The 18118-nt window shown below is 56.1% G+C and carries 15 protein-coding genes; 3 read left to right on the forward strand and 12 right to left on the reverse strand.

What is annotated here, in order from left to right; translation table 11 throughout:
* Window positions 1-11: 11 nt before the first annotated feature.
* The 12 genes from HY788_22425 to plsY all read right to left on the reverse strand — a co-directional run bounded on the left by HY788_22425 (window position 12) and on the right by plsY (window position 12198).
* Window positions 12-593, reverse strand: a complete 582-nt coding sequence (locus HY788_22425) for a hypothetical protein (protein ID MBI4776901.1) — start codon at window positions 591-593, stop codon at window positions 12-14.
* A gap of 98 nt (window positions 594-691) precedes the next feature.
* Complete coding sequence (locus HY788_22430; protein ID MBI4776902.1) at window positions 692-1840, reverse strand: sulfite exporter TauE/SafE family protein; 1149 nt, start codon at window positions 1838-1840, stop codon at window positions 692-694.
* 209 nt (window positions 1841-2049) lie between these two features.
* A complete protein-coding gene (locus HY788_22435; protein ID MBI4776903.1) occupies window positions 2050-2931 on the reverse strand; it encodes an Mrp/NBP35 family ATP-binding protein in 882 nt (293 codons plus the stop codon).
* Window positions 2932-2975: 44 nt separating this feature from the next.
* Window positions 2976-4121 (reverse strand): radical SAM protein, encoded by a 1146-nt coding sequence (locus HY788_22440; GenBank protein ID MBI4776904.1) that lies wholly within the window; start codon window positions 4119-4121, stop codon window positions 2976-2978.
* A gap of 60 nt (window positions 4122-4181) precedes the next feature.
* Entirely contained in the window at window positions 4182-5300 is a 1119-nt protein-coding gene (locus HY788_22445) for a hypothetical protein (GenBank protein ID MBI4776905.1), read from the reverse strand.
* Complete coding sequence (gene gcvH, locus HY788_22450) at window positions 5297-5737, reverse strand: glycine cleavage system protein GcvH (protein MBI4776906.1); 441 nt, start codon at window positions 5735-5737, stop codon at window positions 5297-5299. Before gcvH ends, HY788_22445 begins: the two co-directional genes overlap by 4 nt.
* A 189-nt stretch (window positions 5738-5926) precedes the next feature.
* Window positions 5927-6187, reverse strand: a complete 261-nt coding sequence (locus tag HY788_22455; protein ID MBI4776907.1) for a hypothetical protein — start codon at window positions 6185-6187, stop codon at window positions 5927-5929.
* Between the two features lie 405 nt (window positions 6188-6592).
* Window positions 6593-9388 carry a CoB--CoM heterodisulfide reductase iron-sulfur subunit A family protein gene (locus HY788_22460; GenBank protein MBI4776908.1) on the reverse strand — a complete coding sequence of 932 codons (2796 nt, stop codon included), beginning with the start codon at window positions 9386-9388 and terminating at the stop codon, window positions 6593-6595.
* Window positions 9389-9465: 77 nt separating this feature from the next.
* Window positions 9466-10338 carry a CoB--CoM heterodisulfide reductase iron-sulfur subunit B family protein gene (locus HY788_22465; GenBank protein MBI4776909.1) on the reverse strand — a complete coding sequence of 291 codons (873 nt, stop codon included), beginning with the start codon at window positions 10336-10338 and terminating at the stop codon, window positions 9466-9468.
* A 51-nt stretch (window positions 10339-10389) separates the two neighbouring features.
* Window positions 10390-10863, reverse strand: a complete 474-nt coding sequence (locus HY788_22470; GenBank protein ID MBI4776910.1) for a 4Fe-4S dicluster domain-containing protein — start codon at window positions 10861-10863, stop codon at window positions 10390-10392.
* A gap of 114 nt (window positions 10864-10977) precedes the next feature.
* A complete protein-coding gene (locus tag HY788_22475; protein ID MBI4776911.1) occupies window positions 10978-11508 on the reverse strand; it encodes an O-acetyl-ADP-ribose deacetylase in 531 nt (176 codons plus the stop codon).
* Between the two features lie 54 nt (window positions 11509-11562).
* Window positions 11563-12198: a glycerol-3-phosphate 1-O-acyltransferase PlsY gene (gene plsY / locus HY788_22480; GenBank protein MBI4776912.1), complete on the reverse strand. Its 636-nt coding sequence runs from the start codon at window positions 12196-12198 to the stop codon at window positions 11563-11565.
* 464 nt (window positions 12199-12662) lie between these two features.
* Between plsY and HY788_22485 the strand changes: the two genes are divergently transcribed.
* From HY788_22485 to HY788_22495, 3 genes are all read left to right on the forward strand, one after another.
* A complete protein-coding gene (locus HY788_22485; GenBank protein MBI4776913.1) occupies window positions 12663-12809 on the forward strand; it encodes a hypothetical protein in 147 nt (48 codons plus the stop codon).
* A gap of 1110 nt (window positions 12810-13919) precedes the next feature.
* On the forward strand, window positions 13920-16085 hold the full coding sequence (locus HY788_22490) for an HDOD domain-containing protein (GenBank protein MBI4776914.1): 2166 nt from the start codon (window positions 13920-13922) through the stop codon (window positions 16083-16085).
* A 23-nt stretch (window positions 16086-16108) separates the two neighbouring features.
* Window positions 16109-18076, forward strand: coding sequence for a response regulator (locus HY788_22495; protein MBI4776915.1), 1968 nt, complete (start codon window positions 16109-16111; stop codon window positions 18074-18076).
* Window positions 18077-18118: the final 42 nt, after the last annotated feature.

The raw sequence follows: 18118 nt of genomic DNA on the forward strand, positions 1-18118 counted from the left end.
TTCCAACGAGGTCACCCGTCGCCCCGGCCAAATCCCGGAAAAGACCTATAGGCGGGGATTTTCGCCTTCTCCTCTAAAAGACTTCGGTGAAACCGGCCAAAATAAGGCATTTTGTGCCGAATGCTTTTGAAACCGATTCGCGCCAAAACATAGAAAAGAAGGAACATGAAGGCGTATGACACATGGTCGCCAACAGCCGGTACCGACAGAGGCATCGGAAACTCCACCGCGCCGAATCGCTTTCCCATCCAGTGCAAAGCCCACGGCACAGGCCACAATGTGGCGGCCGCCAACGCTATCTGCATGAAGAAGGCCCGGCCAAAGGCTTCGTTCGCCACTTTGTTGCAGGCCTTGTAACCGGGCTCGTCGCCAACCTCAAGTGCACGAACCGAAAGGTTATGCATGGCGACCATGTCCCTGCTGTCGCCCGTAATCTTCCGCCGGTTGACGAGGTACCCGAGGGAAAGAGTGAATTCTCCGGCCAGCACGCAAAGAAGCGCCAGGACCGAGGTGCCCAAGCAGAATCCGGCCCAGGGGTTTTGGGGAATCCGGTACCAGAAAATCAAGAATGCATCGATGAATGCGGGCCACATGACCGGAGCCTTTCAAGGCTTCCCTGTGGAATAATGCATGGTGAAGCGGGTCACGCCGCACCTTTTCATTCTCCAGGTACGGAATGCCCGGCCGCTGATCAGAACGGCGGCAACCAACTCCGTCCGAAGAAACCTTTTGTCGTATAGAGAATGCCCACGTACAAGGCCAGCAAAACGAAAATACGCTTGAGCCAGATGTCGGGGATGTACTTGGACGTTCGCGGTCCGATCATGGAACCGACGAAGATGCCGATGAGTTCAATGCCGATCAGCCCCCAGTCAACGATCACTTCCTGGGTAACCATATAGGTAAAGATGGACACGATCATGCCGATCAGCACCGTCAGCGCCGATGTGCCGGCCACGAGGAACATCGGGAGCCCGGCAATGGAGGTCAGGAACGGAACAAACAGAAAGCCGCCGCCCACACCGATAAACGAGGCCACCGCCGCAATGGCAAAACCTCCGATGACCGGAACGATGGGACTGAAACTGAATTCGACCCCGTAAAAGCTGAATCGAATCCTGGAAACGCCCCAATTACTGACTTTCACGCCCGCCGGAACCTGTCGCCCTTCGCCCTTGTCTTTGATGGATTTCTCGAAGGCCGTCGCCGCGGCTTTGGCTTCCTTTTTCCGCGCCTGCCCTCTGGGAGTGGTCTCGTAGAACAGAAAACCGCCGATGATGAAAACGACAACTCCGAAATAACCTAAGTAAGCGCTGAGGTTGATCTTACCGGCAGTGAGATACGGCACCAGATAGGAGCCGAGGATCGAACCTATGGCCAGGCACACGCCGAGGGGAAGCACCAGGCGGCCCATGCGATAGTAATTCAGAGAACTGATGAATGCGCTCAGCCCCACCAGCCACTGGTTGGATACGCGAATGGAGTCGGTGATCGCCTTATTGAGAAGGTCCCCCTTGCCGAAGGATTTGGCGTAGTCTCCGAGCCCGAACACGGTAATGTGGCCCACGCCCGCCATAATGCCGCCAAAGGCGCCGACGCTGGAGAATATCCAGCCCACCCAAATGGCCCATAGGAAACCGATGATGTAGCTCACATCGGACCCGCCGGGAATCCCTAAATAACCGGGTTTCGCCCCGGCATCGATTTTGCCCTCGGTAATCGCTTTTTGAATGGCGTCGCTCAGGGCGTCCGCCAGCGCGTTTCCGGAGAGCAAAAACAATATCAACGGCACGAATACAAGAATGAAACAAACGGCAAACACAGGTGTTCGAGACTTCATAGGGCACCTCCCAAAATTGGGGTGAAGCAAATATGCAAAAGCCGATCCCTCCACTGATCCAGGGCGGCGATATTTACAGCGTCCGGATACGCGTTCGCGTCCCGATGATCCACGCGATTCGACTGAATGCTGTCCATAATACTTCTAAGACGGACTCGATGCAACGGTTCTTTGGGAGTGAACGACCGTGTCCGAAGCAATGCCGGATGTCACTTCCCCGGATCGGGTCCGGGTTTCTTCCGGCCTTCTTCCGCAAACTCGAGAATTCGGCTCAGCATGACTTCATACGCTTGAACCGTCGGCGAATCCGGATTGCGTTCGACGAGCGGCACGCCTTCGTCTCCCGAAAGCACCAACTCCGGGTCCAGGGGAATACGTCCCAAAAAAGGTACGCCGGCCATAGCGGCCAGGCGTTCGCCTCCACCGCTCTTGAAAAGATCTATAACCCCCCCGCAGTGCGGACAGTTCAAGCCGCTCATGTTCTCGACAATTCCCGCAACCTGCATATTCAACTGTCGGCAGAAACGAACGGATTTACGAACGTCCGCGAGGGAGATTTCCTGCGGCGTGGTTACGATCACAGCGGCGGCATCCGGGACGGTCTGAGCCACGGTCAGCGGCTCGTCACCGGTTCCGGGCGGAGCGTCCATTACCAGAGCATCCAGGTTCCCCCAAGGCACGTCCGAAATAAACTGGCGAATCATATTCGCTTTCAGCGGCCCTCTCCAAATGACGGATGCGTCCTTGTCTCGCAGGAGGGATTCGAGAGAAACCACTTCAAATCCCTCTCGGTACATGATGGGTTCGATGGTCTGGTCCTTGTGAATCTCCGCGATCCGGTCTTTGATGCCCAACAGTCCCGGTATGCTGGGGCCATGGAGATCGACGTCGAGAAGGCCGACCGAAAAGCCTCTTTTGTAAAAGGCCATAGCCAGGTTCACGGCCACCGTGCTCTTACCCACTCCGCCTTTGCCACTCGTAACGAGTAATTTGAGTCGAATGCGTTCCAGGGCGCGCCTGATTATTTCGTCCTGAACCGCCTTGATCGCTCCGCGGCAAGATTTCTTTTTTGTATCGGATTCTTTTTCCAATTTTTCCCCCCGCAAATTCGCGGTGGAGACGACGCCCCGAGCCGCTACACGTCGCCTCCCGCTCTCAGGCGCGATCCGAGGGACGATGATGAAGTGCTTTCGTCCCACCTGCGGTCTTTCTCGGATGGGCGTTGAGGTTCTCGACAGCCGGCACTCTCCAAAACGGCGGATCTGACTTTCGCCATTTCCTCATCGTTCGGGAGATACGGGTAGTTCCACTGACGTACGCCCGGCAGGCAGTTGCCGAACGGACGGTTGCACGCCGGAGCGCCTTCCGGTCCCGGGCAGCCGGACGTCATAAACGGAACGCGTTCATCGACCAGGTCTGAAAGCTGTTCCTTCCCGAGCCCGAATCCGATGATGCGGCCTTCATCGTCGAATTCGAACTCCCCTGCGCTGCGGATCTCCTTTTCCACGAGCCAGCGAGCCAGTTGAAGACGTAAATAGGTGCTCCATGGAGGTTGCGGCAGATGAGCGAGCGCGGATGCGGATTCAGCGAAAAAACTGAAAAGATGGATCAGAGCGCCTTCATCGTGCACGCGCTGGAATACGTATGCGAGATCGCGTTCACTTTCTCCCAATCCCACCATCAAGTGCACGCTGACGCTTCCTTTTCCGAAAAGAGAAACCGCTGTTCGGACCGTGTCCCAGTAATGGTCCCATTTGTGAGGTCCCCGAACTCCTGATCCCCGGTACCGGCTGAAGAGATCCGGGTGGGCCGTATCTACGGCCACGCCGAGCATTTGAATGCCCGCGTCCCGATAGTTCTCCAGTTGACTTCCGGACAGGATCGTGGGAGCGCACAAGACGGAAATCGGGAGGGACACACGGCTCCGAAACTGAGCGGCCACGAGAAGAGTATCGGCAACGGCCCTCGGATTGGTTACCATCGAGATGCAGACCCTTCCCAGGTGTTTCTGCTTCTCCCGGACGCGGTCCGCAATGTCGCTCACTTTCCCGGCCGGCCATTCCACCTTGATAAAACTCTTGTCAGCGAAATTTCCGGGTCGTTTACGAGCCAGACCGCAATAAGCGCAATTGGCGAAACACCCTTCCCGATAGTTCAGCAACAGATTGACGCACAAGTTGCGGGCCTGCCGGTAAAATCTTCCCCGGACGAACCCCAGTTCCATGGCCGTAGCCGTGCTCATTCTGACGTATTCAGGACTTTCACAGGATTCTTGAGGCATCGTTGCTCACCATGCGTGAAATGAGACCGGGAGCCGGTGCAGGAGCATCCGGGGATGGGATTATGCCCTTCCATGAGGCGCCCGATCGGAGTATGGAGGACCCTGGGCTTTGTCGCAAACGGTCTTGGCGGCCACGATCGCATCTCGAAGGGCCTCGGGGGAGACACCGTATATCAGATCCGGCTCCCAGACTTCCCTGATGGCCTGCAGAATCCGATCCGGCTCCGCAAGGGTCCATTTCAGCGCCGACTCGAGCCGGTTGAGTTGCTCGGTTGTCGAAAAGAAATCTCCCGTGATGATAACCTGGTCGATGGCATGACCTGCGGTGGACAGGTAGACCTGGAGCAGTCCGCCCGGCGTCTTCACCAGGGCTTCTCCCATGTTCGACGGGGGATGTCTGTGGGAAAAAATCCAATGTTCGTCGCAATAGCGTCCCTTCTCAAGATCAGCCGCCTTTTCCCGCTCGGGCGGTGTCAACTCGCTCTGAACGAAGCGGATGCCGAACGACTCTTCAAACGAAGATCGGATTGCATGAATGGCTTCATCCATGGTGACATCGCGGTGCGTTTCCTTGCGTATCGTAGTCAGCCGTTCACTGAAGCAGCTGTACCCTTTGTCGTAGATCTTTTGCGCCGGTGTGTTCATAATGTCCAGCATCAAGTTCACATCGAAATCCACTAGAATGCTGGCGTGGAAAAGGACGCAATCTCCGACTTCCGCGGACGCCGACAAGCCGGCAAGCTTTTTCCCCGCAACTTCGAGATCGTTCTTTGGCCTGAAACTCGCCGACACGCCCAAGCGTTCCAATGCACGAACCAAAACACCGCTCATGACGCGAAACACTCCGCCGACGCCACTTCCGATCCGTTTATCCCGAAGGGAAATGCCAAAGCCCAGCGCCACCACGTCCGGCCCCATAATAACGGTTCCGCCGCCGGTACTGCGCCGGTTGAAAGCAACTCCGCGCTCGCGGCATCGGTCCAGCTTCAGAGCCGCGTGGATATCCTGGTATTTCCCCACGATGGCTGCCGGCTCGAACGTATACAGATGGAGGATCGGCGGCGATCCGAAGTCCGATATGGAATAGGCTAAAAGGTCGTCTACAGCCAATCCACCGGCCGCCGGCACCAGTCGCCGCCAATCTTCCAGCAATCTCCATTTCTCGGCCTTCTCTGTCACGACGATTTTGCCTTTTCCTCCTCGGCTTTGGCGATTTCCTCGGAAATCCATGGGCCCACGCTTTCCCCGTGGTACAGATTGGCCTTTTCCTCCTCCAGGTTAGCCGCTTTCATCTTGAATATCCAACCCGCTCCATAGGGGTCCGTGTTAACGAGAGTAACTTCGTCTTCCAGCTCTTCGTTGATCTCGAAAATCTCACCTGAAAGAGGGGTGCAGAGCTTTCCAATCCATTTTCTGCTCTGAATCTTGCCGCACACTTCGCCCTGTTCGACTTCCTCGTCCACTTCAGGCATATCGACAAATACAATGTCGCCCGCTTCCTTTTGAAAGAAGTCGTTCATGCCTACTGTGACCGTTCCGTCTTTCTCTATACGGGCCCAGCTATGTTCCTCGTGATAGTACAGTTCGTCCGGCAGTACATACCCTTCAAGCTCCATGAGACCCTCTCCTCTCCGATTCAGACGGTTAGATTCGCTTGTCCTCTCGTCGGGCATCCCCTGCAACGGCGGCGCGGCTGAGAGAAAGACGCCGGAAGGGCGTCACCTTGATGTTGTCGCGGCCCAAAAAGTACACTCCAACGATCGGTTGACGACGTCTTCCGGGGTCGGCGGATTGTCTGTCGCATGTTATTTCCTCGAGCGATCCAAGAGTTCTTGTGCTTCGTTGACAAACAGCCGAATCTCGTACACGTTTTCACATCCCTGCAACTGTCCTTCCACACTCCGGGTTCGGAGTTGCCCCACGTCGGGATGGGCGTACTCCAGACTTCCTACACAGATACTGCCTCCACGGTTATGGCAAACCCGTCGGCCCGGATACAGCGGCTCGCCGGGGGTGAGTGTTTCACGACAGCCCCGGTGCTCCCAATACTTCCTTTTTGAAGTCATCGTTCTGATCCAATTTCGAAGAGTTACAGCGAAATCACGTTGAATGGCCCCCGATTGACGCAGTTGGTCCGCATACGCGTCTCAACCTGGTTTTTTCCCCATTGAACAGGAGAAAACGCCGGATCCGCAGGAACGGCTTTGAAACCCCCTTCTGCGCATTTTCGTGTCGTTTTGCAGGGGCGGTTCGCGACCAGGCTTCGTCACGCCCAGGGCGTGACTATGCCGTGGCGCGACCGACCCTACATACAATCACGCTTCCGCTCCTGTCGCTCCCCTGGGAACGCCGAGCCCCCGCTCGGCAAAAACCGCCCTACGTCTCATCCTCGGCCCCGTTCATTCGTACACCACAAAGGGGCACGGCACGGGGATGTGCATCCAGTCTTCGTCCGACATGGCCCTACGGTCTCACGAGGCCAGAAGAGCGGATATCTGTGCTGAAAGGTCTTTGTTCGAAGTGGAATCCATGGAGATCGCTTCCGCAGGGCACTCGCTTACGCAGACACCGCACGCGCGACAGAGGACCGGGTCGATATGACTTTTTCCCCGTTCTTTCGCCGCGGGAGCGCCGTAAGGACATACCCGAACGCACGCCAGACAAACCCTGCACAGGTCTTCATTCACCACCGCACTATAACGCGTCCGCTGGAAATTTCGAAGCCAGGCGACGGCTCTCCCCGCAGCCGCCTGCGCCTGAACGATCGCTTCGTCAACGGATTTGGGAGACTGGGCCATTCCTGCAACATACACGCCTCCGACGCCTAAATCGACACTACTCATGGGCATTGAGGCCTCTTTCAGAAATCCGTACTCATCCGGCTCACATCCTTCGACGCCTTCCCAGAACCTGGATACGACCGGTTGGATGGCCGAAGCCAGGACCAGTCGATCCGCACGGATTTGAAGCTCGGCTTTCAGCAGCTCGTCCCTGACGGTCACCTGTATACGGCCGTCCCGAATTTCGACGGCGGGTTTGCGTTCAGGGTGGAACCGCACAAAGAAAACGCCCTTTTCGCGAGCTTCCCTGTAAAGATCCTCCCGCAAACCATAGGTCCGTATGTCCCTATATAAAATGAAGATGCGGGATTCGGGATTCACGCGCTTGACGGCCAGGGCGCTCTTGATGGAATGCGTGCAACAAACGCGGCTGCAATAGGGGCGTCCGGGTTCTCTCGAACCCACGCATTGTATGAATATCAGGGTGTTCGGGTCCCGCAGTTCCACGTTCTCGTTCCGGACAAGATCGTCGAACTCCAGGTGCGTCATAATAGAAGGATGTTCGCCGAACTTGTATTCCTCAGGAATCGTCTCCTCGGCCCCGGTCGTAATGAGCAGGACACCATGTTCCATGGTCCTGCTCCGGCCGGAACCGTCTTTGAGCACAGAGGTGAAGTCGCCGCGCCGGCCCCGGACCTCCTCGACGGTGGTGTTCCGGACCAGCTCCAGAAGTTCCTCGCGCCCGGCCTGTGCGACCAGATCTTTTATGAAAGAGCCGACGGGCTGACCCGACCAACTCGAGACCAGGCGGCGCGCATTCCCGCCCCACTCACCGGACTGCTCCACCAGAGTGGTGCGAACCCCCAGGCGGCACAATTCCAAGGAGGCGTATAAACCGGTCACACCGCCCCCCACGACCAGGGCGTTGTCCCGGCAGGCGACAGCCGTACCTTCTGAAACGGTTCTGTGAGCCACGGACGTTACCGCGCCTATGATCTGTCTGACGGCCTTCTCCCGAGCCGAGTTCCCGGCGCCCTGGTGCACCCAGGCGCACTGCTCCCGCAGGTTGGCCATTTCAACAAAGCGGGCCGGAAGTCCGGCGTCGATACAACTGTTCTCGAAGAGTCGGCCAAGGACCCGGCTCGAACAGGCCGCTACGACGATGCGATTCAATCGTTCCGATTCGATACGGGAGCGGATCTGCGATCGAGATGCATCGGAGCATGCAAACATCATTTCTTCGGCGTGCACGACTCCGGGTAGTTTCCCCGCCGCCTCTGCGATCTCTCGAAGGTCCAGTACTTTCCCCATGTTGAGCCCGCAGTGGCAAACAAACACTCCGATCCGGGCTACGCCGGGATCCTCCCTGGAAATCGTGGAGACATCGAACTTCGTCGCAGCCGGCGTACCCAGGTCACGAACACAGGCCGCCGCCGCCGCGGATGCCTGGACGAGACTTTCGGCCACGTCTTTGGGGCCTTGAAACGAGCCGCAAACGTAAATCCCCCGCCTTGAAGTCTCGACCGGAGAGAAATCGTACGTGCGGCAAAAACCATAGCGATCGAGTCCCACGTCCAACAGGCGGGCCGTGCGTTGCGCCTCCTCGGAAGGTCCCAGACCTACGCTGAGCACCACCAGGTCGAACTCCTCGTCCCTGTAGATTCCGCCTTCGGACTCGCAGACCAGGCGGAGGTTCCCGGATCCCCCCACTTCTTCGACGGCGGCGACCCTGGCGTACTCGAAGGCCAAATTGTGCCGCTCCCGCGCGTGCTCGAAATAGTCGTCCAACCCTTTATCATGAGCCCGAACGTCCATGAAAAACAGGGTTGATTTGACGTCCGGAGCAAGTTCATGCGCCGATATGGCTTCCTTGACGGCGAAGGCGCAGCAGACGGACGAGCAATATCCGCGCCCGCAGGTCTCGTCCCGGGATCCTACGCACTGCAGGAACGCTATGTTCCGAGGCGCCTTTTCATCGGAAGGGCGGAGCAACCCTCGGGTACGCGTTCTGCCCGGACGCATCCATTGCTCGAATTCCAAGCCGGTTACGACGTTGGGAAAGCGTCCGTAGCCCCACTCGGGTTTAAGGGACGCATCGAAGGCCTCGCAACCCGTCGCCAATATGACGGCGCCGACGCGCACCGTTTCTTCAACGGTTGCGCCATCGGGGGGTGCAACCGCAAAGGTCGCTTGAAATGCTCCCGCCTCGCCGGAAACCGATAAAAGGCGTGCATTAGGCACAATTCGTATTCGCGGCCGAAGCGCAACATCTTCCAAACGTCCTGAAAGCACGCAATCCGCACAGTCGTTGGTGGGGAAGAGTTTATCCAGTCTATTCAATAGGCCGCCTGCCTCGGCTTCATGCTCCAGAATGATGGACGCCACGCCGAATTCGTCCAGATCCAGCGCTGCCTGGAGTCCGGCGATACCGCTTCCCAGAATCAGGACCGCAGGTTGTAAAGTGTTGAAAGCGTTCATGTCCGTCATTTGAACCTGCGCGACTCTGAATGTGCAATAACAAAGAAAGATTTCAAAACGGCTCCCGGAACTTCGCCGTTCCGACCCTATAATCCCAGCTTGGCGAGCAGGGCCTTTGGCTTAATCACGTTCTGTTTGAATCCCAGGTCTTTGGGACTCAATCCCATTCCCAGCCCGAGCACTTGCGTGATGAACAGGACCGGAAGCTCGACGCGATGACCCGACTCGCTGTCCGCTCCGATCTGATTCGATTCGTACATGACCGAACAGAAGGGACACGCCAGGGTCAACGCATCCACTTGCACGTCCGCGAGGGCGTTCAGCTTGCCGTGGGCCACAGCCACGGCTGTGTCCGGGTCGGACGCCATGACCGGTCCGCCGCAACACTTGGTCTTTCCGGGGTAGTTCACCGGCTCGGCCGAGGTGAGCGCCGTCAACCGATCCAGGGAACGCGGCGCCTCGACTTCGTCGAAGTGATGTATCTCCGAGGGCTTCAGAAAATGACATCCGTGATGCGAAGCGATGCGCAGCGCCGAAAGATCCGTAACCATCTTCTTACCGATGGTTTCCAGACCCACTTCTTCGTGAAGCACGTGAACGATGTGACGTACCTTCACGCCTCCTCCGTAGCTCAGTCCGATACGCGCCAGCTTGATATTGACGCGCTCTCTGAGAGGGACGTTTTCCTGCAAAAGCTTGGCGGCTTCCGCCAGCGAGGATCCGCAGGAACTGCACAGCGTAAGAACATCAAGCCCTTCGCGCAGCGCCAACGCCAGATTGAAGGCGGAAAGTGTGAGCGCCTCTTCCGAATCCATGGACTTGATCGGAAATCCGCAGCAGGCAAACTGGGGAATGTCCACTAGCCGGAGGCCAAGCGCCCCACACACTTGTCGTGCCGAGGCCTCGTAGTTCCGGCTTCGAGCCGGGATGGTGCAACCCAGAAAAAGAGCATAAGCCATCACACTACCTGTACCATAGGATTGACTACACGTTGCCGCCCCATCGGTGGGCTAATCTTCCGCCAGCAGCACACCCACGTTTTCGATACAGGTAGGCAGTTCCGGCAAGTCCAGTTTTTGGCGTTTCTTATTGTCGAATTCGCTGATTTCGTAAATGCGCCCCATTTGGAGGATTCGTTCTTTCTGCGTCCGGACGCCTTGCGGAACGTTACCGTACCGATAGGCCATGTTCTTCAGCACGCGCATAAGCTCGGCAATGTGAATTCCCTGGGGGCATCTTTCCTGGCAGGCGTAACAGTTCGAACACAACCAGACGAAATCGCTTTGCAGCACCTCCTGCTTCATACCCAGAAGGCACATGCGTATCAAACGACGGGGATTAAAGGCTTCGTTTACTTCTCGGACGGGGCAACTCATGGTGCACGTTCCGCAGGCAAAACAGCGACGGATCCCCTCGCCGCCGGGCTGCGCAATGATCTCTTCAGCAAAATCCGGATGAAGTTCGTCTACGGAGATGATCCGCACGATTTCCTCCCTGCAAACAGCAGAAATCAGCTTTCTCCTGCGGAAAGCCCGAAGGCTATTCTTAACCGGGGCTCGAGAGATGTGTCAAGATCAAAGGAAGGCGCAGTCCGTACGTCAAACGATGCGTTTCAGCACTTCCGCATACCTGTCGTACGTGGACTCACCAAAGAGAACGAAGCGAACGAGGGCAATCTCCGGATGCTCCTTCAGGTATTCGATCACAGTGGAGAGAGCCACCTCGGCCGCCTCTTCCAGGGGATATCCGTAAGCGCCCGTGCTGATGGACGGAAATGACACGCTCTCCAACCGGTGTTCGGAAGCCAGTTTCAGACTTTCGCGATATGCCCCGGCCAGAAGACGGGCTTCATTCCGGCTCCCGCCCGACCAAATGGGGCCCACGGCATGGATGACCCGCTTTGCTTTCAGCTTCCCTGCTCGAGTAATGACGGCGCTGCCGGTAGGGCATCCCCCGATCCGACGGCATTCCTCCATAATGGAAGGACCTCCTTTTCGGTGGATGGCTCCGTCCACGCCCCCCCCTCCGCGGAGGCCTGAATTGGCCGCATTGACGATGGCGTCGGTTTCCTCCTCGGTGATGTCCCCGTTGATCAGGGATAGTTTGGATTGATGAATGGTCACTTCCATGGTCTCCCTCCTTTAAATGGCCCTTTCCGCGGCCGAAGCGGCGATACTCGGAAGTCAGCTTCCTCCGCCGATGTGGGTTTCGTTTCGAGGTTCATTCCACCTGGACTCTTCCCCCTTCAAGATGCGGCGGATGTTTTCATGGTGTTTTAGAATGATCGATAGGCAGATGAAACAGCTCATCCAGAAAAAAGGCCCGGCGCCGTATTTCCAGAGCGCGAGTATCGGCAAGCTCACGGCGCCGAGAATCGAGCCCATGGATACGTATCGCGTGGTGACGGCTCCGGCCAGAAATACGGCCAGGCACCCCGCCAAGACAAAAGGCGCCGCGGCCAGGTACACTCCCAAAGCCGTGGCGACTCCTTTTCCGCCTCGGCCCAGAAGATACAAAGGGAAGAGATGTCCTGTGAAAGCCGCTGCGCCGACGGCCGCAATCCACCATTGGGAGGCGGCTTGGTCGGCGCCGACCACGGCGGTCATTGCCCAGACAGGCAAGGCTCCCTTGGCTACGTCTCCCAGAAGTGTGAGTAGACCCGCCTTTTTTCCGACCACGCGCGTAACGTTCGTGGCCCCGATATTCCTGCTTCCCTGGGTTTGGATGTCCACTCTCGCGAACAATCGAGCGATGATTACACCCGTTGGTATGGATCCTATCAGATAGGACCCCACAATCATGCCTATTTCAAGAATCATAACGTCCATCCGAGTCCAAATTCAGTTGCGAGCGATCGACATCCTGTGCGAGCTTCGACCGGTTCAGCACATCCATACCGAGTCGGCGCGTATGCACAGGATCGAACCGGGCCTCCGACCTCCGGAGAGCGCCTCCGCTTTGCGGTATATTTTAAGGAGTAGATTGGCGTTCGAGGAGCATCAAGAGTCGTCGGCCAAAGGGTGAACTATCCCTTTCTCCCGTTAGCGTTAGAATAAGAAGAAAGATGGAAAAATCAAGAAAAACCATGGAAAGTGTTGGCGTGAAAGTCCGCCGTGCAGGCCCTCGACGATGGGGCGTGCATGATCAGTGCGTTTTTCGCTTGCCATGCAATGGGTTTTGGAATAAATAAGAGGGATATAGAAGAGGTTAGCGACCTCGCCCTGTTGTGGAATGAATGAGGGCGCAACGGGGCGTATGGACAACACGCGTAGAAGGGGGCAATATGGCTTCTGGGACCCATTCAAGGCGTGGCGGTCACCAGCCTGAACTCGATGGAAGGACCGAATTCATGGCCCGGATGTACCGGGTGCTGATCGTAGGTTTCGCACTAATGGTGGCGGCTGCAATATTGAACGCCGTGGGCGGGTAACATCAACTGGTTACATAGTATGTTATCGAAAAAGGGGGCTTATTGCCCCCTTTTTTTTGGGGCGATTGCCCCTCTGGAACGCCTCCATAAACCGCCCCGCCTGATGGCTCCGAGTCTGATTCAGGGACCCGGCTTGATTCCAACGGCCGCGATTGCCGGATTTGATTAGATGGAATCGACAATTCCGGCCGAAAGGAGGAGATACCATGGCGGAGGACAAACTTGAACGAAGATGATTATTTGCGGGAGAAGACTCCGGAAGACGTGTTTTCCGCATACCCTTTCAAAACCATACACGCGGACGTGCGAAGGGCGTAGCTGCGGAGAGGAGGTCTGTCGGCTCGATGCGGGGGTGGGAAGAACGGGAATTATGAACGCGACGGGATCGGGAACGGCTCTGCCGACAAGTATAGGGTGGCCGTCCCTTGTCCGAGGCGAACCACCACATACGGTAGTGTATTGATAGATTTCATGCTACATATAGTGTCATTGCTTTGTTGTTTTATGTTATACTCTCTTACTTCCGGTGTGCTTCCTTATTGTATGATGAAAAGGGGAACGTGGTTCGAGCGGGAAGGATATCCGTGGCGCAAAGCCTATTCAAGTTACCAAAGGATCAGTTCTTCACTTTAGGGAAGGGCTGAATCTTCTCTTCTGAAGTTTCTCTAGTTTTACTCCAAAGACAAAAATACTACTCACGTAAGAACTGAAGTGTAGATTGAAAGAGCACCCATTCAGATAAGGTGTTTCTCGAAACGTTAGTCTAAGAATGAACAAAGTGCCTATTTTATCCATTAATATGCCTTCGAAACAGACATTTAACTTGAAAACGCCTTAGATTGTATTCTAAACTACACCCGAGAAATATAGTACGCCGCAAAGATGCATAAGCCGGTCCGCGTTTGCTCAATCTTACTATAGGTCACCGAAGGGGGCGGGCGAATGTCTCGCGAGGTGGAACGATCATGGCGGCCCTTACGATTGAGATTCGATCCGGGGGCATGCCCGAGGCCCGAAGGATTCGCTTCAGAGCCGTCGGCGGCAAGTGATTCGATGAATCCGGGCTCTGTAACCGGCGGTTGAATGCCCAACGGGGAATAGATCAGATTCATGTTTGCCGAGAGGTCGCAGCCAGACATCCCACTCATCGATAGAATCGTTTCATCCAAAGACCTTCCGACGCTGCCGGGTCTTTTGATCAAACTGATAGAAATCTGCAATCTGGAAGATACCAGCTTCCGTGATGTGGCGGAGATCATTGAAAAAGACCCATCCCTGTGTTCGAAAGTCCTAAAGCTGGTGAATTCGGCTTACACGGGTCTCTATCGAAATGTGGAGTCCATAGAGAGCGGGATTCTCGTGCTTGGGATGGACGCCATAAAGAACATCGCTGTTTCCACCGGGGTCTACCAGGCGTTCAAGCGACTCGACGGCAATGCGACGTTCAATCTGAAAGCCTTTTGGTGGCATTCGCTCATGTGCGCCGTCACGGCTCGGCTCATCGCCAATCGAGTACGTTACGGGGCTCCGGAGGATGCGTTCCTGTCCGGACTGGTCCACGATTTGGGTAAGTTGGCTATTTGGGCCAATTGCCCGCAGGAGTACAGCAGCATCCTCGAGACGGCGGGAGGCGATCCCGAAGCGCTTCTCTCTGAAGAGGAGGCACTGGGTGGAGCCCATACCGTGGTGGGATCGTGGCTGCTTCATCAGTGGAAGCTCCCCACGTTCATGGCGGACGCCGTACTGTATCACCACGAACTTCCCAAACGCATTTTGCATTCCCTTCCGCTGGTGAGGATCATCTTTCTCGCCAATTTGATATCCACTCCCGCAACGAGCCTCGAGAAGAAGTTGAAGGTTGCCAAAGAACTCTTCGGTTTCTCGAGTTCCGACGTAGAAGCATTGTTTTCCAAGGCTGAAAAAGAAGTGGTCGACGTAGCCGGTTCCATGGAAATCGAGATCGAGGCGGACAAAGGACTGGCCGATCGGGACTCGAAGCAGGACCTGGACCAGGCCAAGACCATGGCCCGGAAAATCCGCGATATTTCGCTGTTATACGGCACGGCCCGCCATTTTCTCGAAGCGCACAGCGAAACTGAAATCCTGAGAGTCGCTCGACAGGGTTTGCAGATCCTGTTCGACGTGCACGACCTTTTCCTGTTTATCTATGACGAGAGTACAAATCTGCTGGTGGGAGCGGATGGACGTGAAGGGCGGGAGAACTTGAAGTTCGATCTGGTCGTTCCTTTCGAGGAACAGACGAGCCTTCCGGCGAAGTGTCTGGCATCCCGAAGGCCCACGGACTCTTTCAGCCCGGAAAACGAAACGTCGGCGACGATTGCGGACGAGCAGCTGATTCGCGCCACCGGCAGGGAAGGTATTCTATGCCTTCCGATGACCGCGCACAAAAAGCCCGTGGGAGCCATCGTCCTCGGCGTGAACAGAAGCGAGTTCGGGCGCCTTTCGGAAAGAACCAACCTGCTGAACATGTTCGCATGCCAGGCGGCCGCTGCCGTCTATGCATATCAACTGAGGGAGGCTCAATCTCAGTTGGTGCAAACGGAGCGCCTCGCCGCCGCAACGGCGGTCGCCAGAAGGGTGGTCCATGAGGCGAACAATCCGTTGGGCATCATAAAAAACTACTTACAGATCTTGAGAACGAAATTCGACGAGGAACATCCGGCCCATGAAGATCTGAGGATCATCAAAGACGAGATCGATCGCGTTGTCCAGATAATAGGCCAGCTATCCGACTTTTCCGCCGTTCGACGTCCACACAAAGATCAGGTGGATCTGAATTCGCTCCTGGCCGACCTCGCGAGGCTGACGGGGGAATCGCTCAAGCAGCTTAGAAATATCGGCCTGGAGCTGGACCTGGACCCGTCCCTGCCGGTGATGCGCAGTGACAAAGCGGCTTTGAAGCAGGTATTCATCAATTTGATGAAGAACGCCGTGGAAGCCGTTTCAGCCGGAGGAAACATCAGTATCAGGACCCGCTGTGTCCCTCCGCGCTCAGAAATAATTGCCGACAGACTCGAGGACTCTTATCCGATCTACGCGGAAATTACGTTCGCTGACAACGGCCCCGGTGTTCCGGATGAACTCAAGGCGCGAATTTTCGAGCCTTACGTCACCACCAAGAGCAAGGGGCATGGTGGTTTGGGTTTGTCCATTGTCCACAATCTGGTCAGCGAACTCAAAGGCGCCATTCGCTTCGAAAGCGACAAAGAGACGGGTACGACCTTCAAGATCCTACTGCCGATTCCTAAGGGGTAGTTTAGACTCGATAGGAGTATCGAATGGCTTCGCCGCCAAGAATTCTCATTGTCGATGACGAGAAAATGATGTGCGACAGCCTGCACTACCTGTTGAACAGGGAGCCGTACGAAGTATTCAAGGCGTATGACGGAGAGCAGGCCATCAGGATGTTTTCGGAGGACATCTATGATCTGGTTCTCCTGGATGTCGTCCTGCCGGACATGGATGGCTATGCAGTGATGGATGCCCTCTCACGTCGCAGCTCAGAGACGCTTATCATCATCATGACCGGCTACGCGACCATGGATTCGGCCATCGACGCCATACGCAGAGGTGCTTACGACTATCTCAGGAAGCCCTTCGAGCATCAGGAACTGCTTCGCACGATTGAAAACGCCCTCAATCATAAGCGCCTCAAAGCCGAGAAAAAAGCGTTGGACGGGATGCTCGAGCTGTCCGAAGAGCGCTACCGGTATCTGGTGCAGAATTCACCCGACATCATTTACGCTCTGGATAAGAACGGTCGGTTCACGTTCATCAACTCCGTAGTCGAGAAGTCATTGGGATACCTCACCGACGATCTCATTGGGCGGCACTATTCTTCCATTGTGTACGAGGAGGATCTCGAGAAGGCCCGAGATCTGTTCGAGGAACCGGGCACATCCGGCCCTACCCGCAATGGAGAAGTCATTCGGCTTAAAGCTGAGAACGGCGCGGTCCTTGCGAAGCATTTCGAGATCCGAAATGTAGCGATGGATCTGCCCGTCTTTCCGGACACGTCGCCCCATTCCAAATACTCCGGGGGACGGGCGGTGACCCATGGAGTCGCCAGGGATGTGAGCCGGCGAAAACAGCTCGAGAAACAGCTCCAGCAGGCGGATAAAATGAAAGCCATCGGTACTCTGGCCGGAGGCCTCGCCCATGACTTCAACAACATTCTAATGGGCATACAAGCCTATACTTCCCTGATCCTGCTCAATAACGAAGTGGACAGCCCGGATTACGAACGAGCACAGCTCATCGATCGGCAGGTCCGAAGCGGGGCGGAACTCACCCGGCAGCTCCTGGATCTGGCCAAAGGCAGCACCAAGAAAGCGCGGTCTATAGACCTGAATGAACTGGTTCAGCAATCGTCGCGCATGTTCGGGCGCACCAAGAAAGAAATCACGATCCATGAGAACTACCAGGAAGCCGTCTGGAACATCGACGCGGAACCTGGGCAGATCGAGCAAGCGCTGCTGAACCTTTACGTTAATGCATGGCAGGCCATGGAAGGCGGGGGAGACCTCACCCTCGAGACAAAAAACGTATCCGTGGACGCAACGCAGGCTAAATCGCTGGGAGTGAAAACCGGTGATTACGTTACCATCTCGGTTTCCGACACGGGCGTCGGGATGGATGAGCATACGCAAAAGCGTGTTTTCGAACCCTTTTTTACGACGAAAGGTCCCGGCCAAGGTACCGGGCTGGGTCTGGCTTCCGTTTACGGTATCATGCAATATCATTCCGGCGCTGTTACCGTGAACAGCGTCGAACACGAAGGGTCAACGTTTCGGCTCTATTTGCCTGCCTCCAAGGAGGCGGCTACGCGTTCGGAACGTTCTTCTTCAAAACTGCTTAAAGGGACCGAAACGGTTCTGGTTGTGGACGATGAGGAGATGGTGGTCAACGCCGAAGAAGAAATGCTGAAGGCGTTGGGCTACGACGTACTGACGGCCCGCAGTGGTTTCGATGCGGCTGAAATCTACCGGCGACGACAACACGATATCGCTCTCGTTGTCCTGGACATGATTATGCCGGGCATTGGGGGCGTCCAAACCTTTAATCTGCTGAGGAGCATCGATCCAAACATACGGGTGATGATCGCAACCGGATTCAGCGACGACGATGAAGTGAGCGGCCTCATGCAGCAGGGATGCAGGGGATTCCTGCAAAAACCTTTCAACATAGAACGGTTGTCTCACAAGCTTAGGGAAGTGCTGGACACCCAACCCGCTCGTCCTGCCTGAACGGGGTATTCCGGAGAATACCCGGCGCGCGAAACAGGATCA

This window comes from Deltaproteobacteria bacterium (assembly GCA_016208165.1).
Taxonomy (GTDB): domain Bacteria; phylum Desulfobacterota; class Desulfarculia; order JACQYL01; family JACQYL01; genus JACQYL01.

Coding starts and splice junctions, on each gene's coding strand:
- HY788_22425 (MBI4776901.1), bottom strand. CDS start 593: ATGTGGCCCGCATTCATCGATGCATTCTTGATTTTCTGGTACCGGATT.
- HY788_22430 (MBI4776902.1), bottom strand. CDS start 1,840: ATGAAGTCTCGAACACCTGTGTTTGCCGTTTGTTTCATTCTTGTATTC.
- HY788_22440 (MBI4776904.1), bottom strand. CDS start 4,121: ATGCCTCAAGAATCCTGTGAAAGTCCTGAATACGTCAGAATGAGCACG.
- gcvH (MBI4776906.1), bottom strand. CDS start 5,737: ATGGAGCTTGAAGGGTATGTACTGCCGGACGAACTGTACTATCACGAG.
- HY788_22455 (MBI4776907.1), bottom strand. CDS start 6,187: ATGACTTCAAAAAGGAAGTATTGGGAGCACCGGGGCTGTCGTGAAACA.
- HY788_22460 (MBI4776908.1), bottom strand. CDS start 9,388: ATGACGGACATGAACGCTTTCAACACTTTACAACCTGCGGTCCTGATT.
- HY788_22465 (MBI4776909.1), bottom strand. CDS start 10,338: ATGGCTTATGCTCTTTTTCTGGGTTGCACCATCCCGGCTCGAAGCCGG.
- HY788_22475 (MBI4776911.1), bottom strand. CDS start 11,508: ATGGAAGTGACCATTCATCAATCCAAACTATCCCTGATCAACGGGGAC.
- plsY (MBI4776912.1), bottom strand. CDS start 12,198: ATGATTCTTGAAATAGGCATGATTGTGGGGTCCTATCTGATAGGATCC.
- HY788_22485 (MBI4776913.1), top strand. CDS start 12,663: ATGGCTTCTGGGACCCATTCAAGGCGTGGCGGTCACCAGCCTGAACTC.
- HY788_22490 (MBI4776914.1), top strand. CDS start 13,920: ATGTTTGCCGAGAGGTCGCAGCCAGACATCCCACTCATCGATAGAATC.
- HY788_22495 (MBI4776915.1), top strand. CDS start 16,109: ATGGCTTCGCCGCCAAGAATTCTCATTGTCGATGACGAGAAAATGATG.